Origin of the sequence: Limnochorda sp., from assembly GCF_047459355.1 — a bacterium.
In the GTDB taxonomy this organism is placed as follows: Bacteria; Bacillota; Limnochordia; order Limnochordales; family Limnochordaceae; genus Limnochorda.
The window spans coordinates 80840-89436 of record NZ_VSCV01000005.1 but is presented as its reverse complement, the minus strand read 5'-3'; the positions used below and the strand labels follow the sequence as shown (position 1 = coordinate 89436).

The following is an 8597-nucleotide window of genomic DNA, read 5'->3' as shown; positions in this document are numbered from 1 at the left end:
CCAGGCGCAGGGCGAAGCCTTGGGCGGAGCCTTCAACACTGTCGTCGTCGTCTGTGGTCCACTTTGCGTAGGTGCCGCTCACGTACGAGGCCGTCGCCCCCAGCCGCAGCTCACCCAAGGGCGGGAGAGAGACCACGGGAAAGCCGATGCCGGCTTGGATGGGCGTGAGCAGCTTGTATTCGGCGATCGCTTCCGTGTCGTCCGCGTCGATCCAGGCACCACCCGTTCCCTGGACCCCGTAGCCCAAGGCCACCGGCCCCAGACTGACCGCAGCCAACGCGCTCACGGGGATCTGGATCCTCTTCTCCGCTAGCTCCTCAAGCCTCTCAAAATCCTGATCATCCAAAGCCTCCGCGAGCTCCCGGAGGTCCGAGAGCTGGTTCAGGTTCTGACCCACCAGGGAGCCGTAAAGCTGGAAACGCTTCAGGCCCAGCGCGGCCGGGTTCCAGTACAGGGCCGACGCGTCGTCGACCACCGCGACGAAGGCCCCACCCATCCCGTACGCCCGGGCGCTGGGCGGCGGCGGGGAGAGCAAGCTGTCGGCCCACGCTGGGGCGGCCAGGACCAAGGTCAGCATGAGCCCCATGAACAGCCTTGCCAGCCCTAGGGCTCGGGAACGTAGGGCGTTGGCCCCACGACGGGACCGGGATCGGTCGATCATGGTCTCCACCCTTTCTTCCAACACTCAGGGGTGTTCCGCCCCAGACGGGGCCAGCCGGTCTTCATTTCGGCGGCGTGTGGTGTCGAGTTGAGTGGGGAATTGGCAAATGGCTTCGAGTTGGGTCGGATCTCTCCTGCTGCCAACCCTTTCCCCTCGAGAATGGCGGAATCTTCGGCATGGCCGCAGGCGAGAAGACCTTCGCAGCGGGCGGCCTCGCCTTTGATGAGGAAAGAGGGGGCGGGCGTGGAAGAGTGGCCAGGAACCGGTGGAGAGACCCCGGCTTACGTAGGGGATGAGCAGGAGGTGGGCTGGTGCGCCTCGAGGCCGTCGTCTTGCGGGAGGTGGTCCTGCCCCTTTTGGCCCCCTTTGAAGGGGCGGCGGTGCAGGCGGCCCGGAAGCGGTTCGTGCTGGTGGAGGCCCGGGCCGGGGGCCAGGCAGGGTGGGGGGAGTGCGTGGCCCTGGAGACCCCCTTCTACACCTCGGAGACGGTGGAGACCGCCTGGCATATCCTCCACGACTTCTTGGCCCCGGCGGTCCTCCAGGGTGAGGTGAACCCGCCGAACCTGCCCGACGCCTTCCAGCGGGTGAAAGGCCACCCCATGGCCAAAGCGGCCCTGGAAACCGCCCTCTGGGACCTGGAGGCCCGGGTGCGCGGCCAGGCCTTGGCCGAAGTCTGGGGTGCCAACCGGGAGGCGGTGCCGGCGGGGGTGAGCCTGGGCCTGGCCCCCAGCCTGGACGAGCTCTTCCGCCAGGTGGACCGGTTCCTGGAGCAAGGCTACCGCCGGGTGAAGGTGAAGGTGGTGCCCGGGCGGGATCTGGTGGTGTTGGAGGCCCTCCGGAACCGGTATGGGCCCATTCCCCTCATGGTGGACGCCAACGGCGCCTACACCTGGGAGGATCTCCCTCGGCTCCAGGCCATGGACGCCTTCGACCTGCTCATGATCGAAGAGCCCCTGGGCGAGGCCGATCTGGAGGCCTACGCCCGGCTCCAGGCTACCTTGCGGACCCCCATCTGCCTCGACGAGTCCCTGCCCCATCCCCGGGCGGTGCGGCGGGCGGCCGCCCTGGGAGCCTGCCGGGTGGTCAACCTGAAGCCGGGGAGGGTGGGCGGGCCGGCGGCCGCGCTGGAGATCGAGGCGCTCTGCCGGGAGGCGGGGCTGGACCTGTGGATCGGCGGCATGCTCGAGTCGGGGGTGGGGCGCGCCCTGAACCTCATCCTGGCCGCCCTGCCGGGGGTGACCCTCCCGGGCGATACGTCGGCCAGCGACCGCTACTTCGCCCGGGACCTGGTCCGCCCGCCGGCCCGCCTGCGACCCGATGGGACCATTCCCGTCCCCAAGGGGCCGGGGCTTGGGGTGGAGGTGGACCGGGAGTACCTGGCCACCGTCACCGTCCGGGAGGCGTGGCTTAGGCCGCCCACCCGGTGAGCCGGCGCCGGCCGCGGCGCCCCGGCGGGCGCGGCGCCCGCTAGCGGTTGGCCCGGGGATCCAGGGCGTCCCGCAGGCCGTCCCCAAGCAGGTTGAAGGCGACCACCGCAAAGATGATGGCCAGCCCGGGGAAGAGGCTGATCCAGGGCGCGACGGCGAAGTAGGCGAACCCCCGGGCGATCATCAAGCCCCACTCGGGCGCGGGAGGCTGGGCGCCCAGGCCGAGGAAGCCCAGCGCGGCCGCATCGAGGATGGCCGTGCCGAGGGAGAGGGTCGCCTGGACGATGACCGGGGTGAGCCCGTTGGGCAGGATGTGGCGGAAGAGGGTCCGGAGGTGGCCCGCTCCCAGGGCTTGGGTGGCCAGCACCCACTCCTGCTCCCGCAGGCTGAGGACCATGCTCCGGGTGAGGCGGGTGTAGATGGGGATCTGGACCACACCGACGGCGATGATGGTGTTGAAGATGCCGGGCCCCATCGCGGCCACGATGAAGATGGCGAGCAGCACCGAAGGGAAAGCGAGGAGGATGTCGGTCAGCCACCCGATCATCGTGTCCACCCAGCGGCCCAGGTAGCCTGCCAGAAGGCCCAAGAAGGAGCCTATCACCAGCCCGATGGAGACGGCCAGGAGGCCCACCCGCAGGCTGATCCCCGTGCCGTGCCAGACCCGGTTGAGGATGTCCCGGCCCAGCTCGTCGGTCCCCATGGGGTGCTCCCAGGAGGGCGGGTTGAGGCGGGCCCGCAGGTTCCGGTCGGTGGACGGATCGTAGGGGGCGATGATGGGCGCGAGGAGGCTCATCACCACCAGGAAGCCAACCATGGCCAAGCCCACCATGCCCGACCGGGACCGGCGGAAGCGGCGCCAGGCCTGGGCCCAGGGGCTCCGGCTCTTGGGGAGGTGCCCGGCGACCGGCTGGGGTTGAACGCCTTCGAGCGCGTGATCGTTGACAGCCATACCCTTCCCCTCCACTCCTCACACCCGGAACCGTTCGAACGTCCTCAACCGTACCGGATCCGGGGATCAAAGAAGGCGTAGGAGACATCCACCAGCGTGTTGATCACAACGTAGATGGCGGCGATGAAGAGGGTGCCGCCCTGGACGATGGGGTAGTCCCGGGCCCCGATGGCGTCGTAGATCCACTTGCCCATCCCGGGCCAGTTGAAGATGGTCTCGGTGAGGATGGCGCCGGTGAGAAGGCTCCCAAAGGAGAGTCCCACCACGGTGATGATGGGCAGCATGGCGTTCTTCAGGGCGTGACGCCAGGTGACCCGCAGGGTCGAAAGCCCTTTGGCCCGGGCGGTGCGGACGTAGTCCTGGCCCAGCACCTCCAACATGGCCCCCCGGGTCATGCGGGCCACGGTGGCCGTGGGGATGGTCCCCAAGGCGAGGGCGGGGAGGATCAGGTGCCGGATGGCATCCCAGGCGGCCGCCCACTGGCCCTGCAGGAGGCTGTCAAGGATCAAGAAACCCGTGATCCGGGGAACCGACACCCCAGGGCTCAACCGGCCCGACGGGGGGAGCCAGCCTAGGTGGACGGCAAAAATGTAGATCAGGAGCATCCCCAGCCAGAAGATGGGCATGGCGACCCCGAAGAGGGAGGCGCTGGTGACCACGACGTCGGCCAGGGAGTTCTTCCGCATGGCGGCCACCACACCGGCGGGCACCCCGATGAGAAGCGCCACCAGGATGCCCCCCACGGCCAGCTCGAAGGTGGCGGGGAAGCGGGCGGCCAGCTCGGTGGCCACATCCACCCGGGTGAAGATGGACTGGCCCAGATCGCCCCGCAGGATGCTGCCTAGAAAGGCAAAGAACTGGCTGTCCACCAGATCGCCCACGCGCCCGGAGTGCTGGAAGGCGGCCAGGTTGAGGAAGAGGGGTTTGTCCAGGTTGAGCTGAGCCTGGAGCCGCTCGATGGCCGCCGGAGTGGCCCGCTCGCCCAGCATGAGGATGGCCGGGTCCCCGGGGATGAGGCGGACCAGGGTGAAGACGAGGAGGCTCATGCCCAGCAGGACGGGGATGAGGCCGATGAGACGACGCAGGATGAATGCGGACACGACGCTCTCGCTCCCACCGTGGAGATCGAAGGGGAGGGGGCGCCGTCCCTGGCGCCCCCTCCAGGTTCACCGGGCCAGCCCTCAGGGGACCGAGACCAGCTGGAGAGGCTCCGAGGCGCCCAGCGGGCTGGGCAGCCAGCCTTCCACGCCCCTGCGGGTGGCGTGCAACGGGTTGTTGTGGGCGAAGGGGATCTGGGCCACCGTCTCGTGGACCCGCTCCTGGACCTGGGCGTACAGGGCGGCCCGCTCGGCCACGTCGGGGGCCGTCCGCGCCCGAATGAGGAGATCCTGGGTCACCGGATCGTTCCAGCCGAGGGCGTCGGGAGCCCGGGGCCCGAAGAAGGTGAAGAGGTAGTTGTCCGGGTCAGGATAGTCCGGGCTCCAGCCCAGCATGTACATGGGGAACTTGCCCTCCAGGTAGTCGGAGAGGTAGGTGCCCCAATCCTCGGTCTGGAGACGGACCCGGATGCCCACATCGGCCAGGTAGCTGGCAATGGCCTCGGCAATGGGCTGGGGCGCTGGGAAGTAGGGCCGGGAGACGGGCATGTACCAGAACTCCGTCTCGAAGCCGTTGGGGTAACCAGCCTCGGCCAGGAGCCGCCGGGCGCCCTCGGGATCGTAGGGGATGTCGGTGATCTTCTCCGACCGGCCCCACATGGCGGGCGGCACGTGCTGGTCCGCCGGCGAGCCCAGACCCGCGTAGAAGGCCTCAACGATGGCCTCCTTGTCGATGGCCATGGCGATGGCCCGGCGCACCCGCGGGTCATCGAGCGGCTTGTGCCCCTGGTGGATGGCCACGTAGCCGATGTTGAGGCCGTCCTGGAGGACCGGGGTCAGGTTGGGATCCCGCTGGATGACCGGGTAATCCTCGGGCGAGAGCTCGACGGCGATGTGGGCCGCGCCCGCCCGCAGCTCCGCCAGCCGGGAAGTGGGCTCGGGGATCCCCCGGAAGACGACCTGCTCCACCTTGGCCTTCTCGCCCCAGTAGTCGTCATTCCGGCGGAGGACCACCCGGTCGCCGATCACCCACTCCTCGAACTTGAAGGGGCCGGTGCCGACGGAGCCCACCTCCGGGGTGCCGTACCGGTCGGGGTCGGCCATGACGGCCGTGGGGCTCTGGATCTGCAGGTAGATGGCGGCCACCATGGCGGGGAAGAAGCCGACGGAGTCGGTCAGGTGGAACCGAACGGTGTACTCGTCGACCACCTCAATCTCCTTCAGGACGTTGTTCCCCTTGAAGCCGCCGAAGACGTACTCAAAGCCGGCGAAGTGCTTGCCCTCACCCCGGTAGGGGTGGTCGGGATCGTTCCAGCGGTCAAAGTTGAACTTGACCGCCTCCGCGTTGAAGGGCGTGCCGTCGTGGAAGCGGACCCCCTCCCGCAGGTAGAAGGTCCAGACGGTCGAGGTGTCGTTGGCTTCCCAGCGGACCGCCAGAGCGGGCGCCAGGTTGGTGGTACCCGGCTCAAAGCCCACCAAAGTCTCGGTGATCTGGTAGGCGGGCCGCAGGGAGTTGCCGTCCTGCGCGGCGGCCGAGTCCAGAGTGACCGGCAGGCCGCTTTGGGCGTAGATCAGGGTTTGGGCCGACGCGGAAGCGGGGCCGAAAGCGAGGACCATGACCAGCGCCGCGAGGGCCCCGATCCAAACGGATCGCCGCATCAAGCTGTCGCCTCCTTGCCATGATTGGTGACCGGTGGGGGTTCCGGTGCGCCCCGAGGGCAGGGGAGCCGCGAAAAGGTCCGAAGAGCGCGGTGATAAGACCCAGCCCTGTTACGATTTAGGGCATACGATTCGCCGGCTAAGGGCACTTCCCTCCTGTTGAAGAAGAATCAACATCCCAGGTTTCCGACGAAAATCGTATAAGGGCCTCTGGCCGGTCTGGAGCGAGGGAGCTCGGTATTGGTGGGTTTTTCCGGCAGACGAGGCAGGATTTGGCCGGCCCGTGTCCCGAAAGGCAGGACGAAGATCGCCCTGGAGGGCCCCTCAAACGCCCGCGGCCCGGGGGCTCCGTGGGCCGATGGCCGTCCCCGGTCACCCAGACGACTGGCCCCAAGGGTACCGGACGGACGCCGTCGACCTGAGCGGGCTCATCCTCGGGTGCGGGCTCTCCTGCTCGTTCTAGCCGTCGAGGACCTCTTGGGCCGGCGGTGCCTCCCTCGGGCTGGTTAGCTCTGGGCCTGCCTCATGGAGAGGCTGATCCGGCCCCGCTCGGGATCGACGGCCAGAACCCGGACCTGGACGATGTCCCCCACGCTCACCGCGTCCAAGGGGTGGCGGATGTACTGGTCGGAGAGCTCCGAGATGTGGACCAGCCCGTCCTGCTGGACGCCGATGTCCACGAAGGCGCCAAAGTCGACCACATTCCGCACCGTGCCCGAGAGGACCATGCCGGGCTTCAGGTCCTCCAGGGTGAGGACATCGGTTCTGAGGATGGGCGGTGGCAGGTCCTCCCGGGGATCCCGGCCGGGGCGCTGGAGGGCCTCGACGATGTCGGCCAGGGTGGGCTCGCCCACACCGAGGCGCTGGGCCCAGGCGGCCACATCCAAAGCCCGCAGCGCGGCCTGGAGCTCCTGCCGCCGGGGCCCGGCCACATCTTCCAGCCCGAAGCCCAGGTCCTGGAGGAGGCGTTCGGCCACCCCGTAGGACTCGGGGTGGATGGGCGTGTTGTCCAGCGGGTTGGCGCTTTCGGGCACCCGGAGAAAACCGGCGCACTGCTCAAAGGTCTTGGGGCCCAACCGGGGCACGTCCAGAAGGGCTTGCCGGTTGGGGAAAGGTCCGTTGGCCTCCCGGTGGCGGACGATGTTGGCCGCGACGGTGGCGGTGATGCCCGCCACGTACGAGAGGAGCGGGACGGAGGCGGTGTTCAGATCGACCCCCACCGTGTTCACCGCCGACTCCACCACGCCGTGGAGGGCCTGGGCCAACTCCTTCTCCGGCACGTCGTGCTGGTACTGGCCCACGCCCAGGGCTTTGGGCTCGATCTTCACCAGCTCCGCGAGGGGGTCTTGGAGCCGCCGGGCGATGGAAACGGCGCTCCGCTCGGAAACGTCCAGGTGGGGGAACTCTTCCCGGGCCAGCTTGGAGGCCGAGTAGACCGACGCGCCCGCCTCGTTGACCACCACGTAGGCGAGGGGCCGGCTCGCCTTGGGGATGAGTCCGGCGACGAAGCGCTCCGTCTCCCGGGAGGCGGTGCCGTTGCCGATGGCGATGAGGTCCACCTGGTGGCGGTCGATCATGGCCAGAAGCTGTCGCTCCGCCTCCGCCACCCGGTTCTGGGGCGGGGTGGGGTAGACGACGGCCACCTCCAAGAGCTTCCCCGTCTCGTCCACCACCGCGATCTTGCAGCCCGTCCGGTAGGCGGGGTCGATGCCCATCACCCGCCGGCCCCGGATGGGCGGGGTGAGGAGCAACGCCTTCAGGTTGGCGGCGAAAACCCGGATCGCCTGGGCTTGGGCCTTCTCGGTCAGATGGGCCCGCACATCCCGCTCCACCGCCGGCGCCAGCAGCCGCTGGTAGCCGTCCTGGGCGGCCAAGGCCAGGTGGGGATCGGCCGGGCTCCGCCGGGCCCCCTGCCGCCGGAGCCAGCCCTCCAGGTAGGCGAGCACCGGCTCGGTGGGCAGCTCGATCCGGACCCGCAGGGCCTTCTCCCGCTCGCCCCGGTTGATGGCCAGCACCCGGTGGGGCCGGATCTGGGCCACCGCCTCCCGGAAGTCGTAGTACTGCTCGTAGGGGGTGCGGGCCTGGGGATCCGTCGCCTCGCTCACCAGGGTGCCCCGCTCCAGGGTCCACTGGCGGACCCACTGGCGCACCTCGGGATCGTCGGCCATCTGCTCGGCGATGATGTCCCGGGCGCCAGCCAGGGCGTCCTCCACCCCCTCGACGCCCCGCGCCGCGTCGACAAACCGGGCTGCTTCTTCCTCGGGCGCGCCGGTGGCCGGCCGGCTGAGGAGCCAGTCGGCCAGGGGCTGGAGGCCCCGCTCCCGGGCCACCGAGGCCCGGGTGCGCCGCTTGGGCCGGAACGGCCGGTAGAGATCCTCCACCCGCTGGAGGGTGGTGGCCTCTTCCACGGCCTGCCGGAGCTCAGGGGTGAGGGCGCCTTGCTCGTCGATGAGCCGCAGGACCTCCGCCTTCCGCTCGGCCAGGTTCCGGAGGTAGCCGAGCCGGTCCTGGAGGGTCCGCAGGGCCTCCTCGTCCAGCCCGCCCGTCTGCTCCTTCCGGTAGCGGGCGAGGAAGGGGATGGTGTTCCCCTCATCGAGAAGGGCGACCACCCGCTCCACGTGACCCGGGGCGAGGTTCAGCTCCTGGCTCAGCTGGGCCAGGATGGTCGCCGTGAAGGGGTTGGCCTCGGTGGTGGTCCGGTCGCTTCCGTCCATAGCTCCTCCTTGTGGCCCGCGGCCGTCGTCTCTCCCCGCCGAGAAGCGGGAGGGCTGGCCGGGCCGGCGAGGTGGTCTTCGCCGCGG

5 protein-coding genes and 1 pseudogene are annotated in these 8597 nt (G+C 69.5%); 1 reads left to right on the top strand and 5 read right to left on the bottom strand.

Going from position 1 to position 8597, the window contains the following annotated elements:
- Positions 1-586: pseudogene (locus FWJ67_RS03715) on the bottom strand (hypothetical protein); the annotation flags it as partial.
- 386 nt (positions 587-972) lie between these two features.
- Between FWJ67_RS03715 and menC the strand changes: the two are divergent.
- The gene (gene menC / locus FWJ67_RS03710; protein WP_414482582.1) at positions 973-2088 is read left to right on the top strand and encodes an o-succinylbenzoate synthase; all 1116 of its coding nucleotides are present in this window, start codon (positions 973-975) and stop codon (positions 2086-2088) included.
- Positions 2089-2128: 40 nt separating this feature from the next.
- On the opposite strand, the gene FWJ67_RS03705 is transcribed toward menC, so the two are convergent.
- From FWJ67_RS03705 to FWJ67_RS03690, 4 genes are all read right to left on the bottom strand, one after another.
- Positions 2129-3040, bottom strand: a complete 912-nt coding sequence (locus FWJ67_RS03705) for an ABC transporter permease (RefSeq protein WP_304174299.1) — start codon at positions 3038-3040, stop codon at positions 2129-2131.
- A gap of 44 nt (positions 3041-3084) precedes the next feature.
- The gene (locus FWJ67_RS03700) at positions 3085-4140 is read right to left on the bottom strand and encodes an ABC transporter permease (protein ID WP_304174301.1); all 1056 of its coding nucleotides are present in this window, start codon (positions 4138-4140) and stop codon (positions 3085-3087) included.
- Positions 4141-4221: 81 nt separating this feature from the next.
- Positions 4222-5796 carry an ABC transporter substrate-binding protein gene (locus FWJ67_RS03695; protein WP_304174396.1) on the bottom strand — a complete coding sequence of 525 codons (1575 nt, stop codon included), beginning with the start codon at positions 5794-5796 and terminating at the stop codon, positions 4222-4224.
- Between the two features lie 506 nt (positions 5797-6302).
- Entirely contained in the window at positions 6303-8510 is a 2208-nt protein-coding gene (locus FWJ67_RS03690; protein ID WP_414482182.1) for a Tex family protein, read from the bottom strand.
- Positions 8511-8597: the final 87 nt, after the last annotated feature.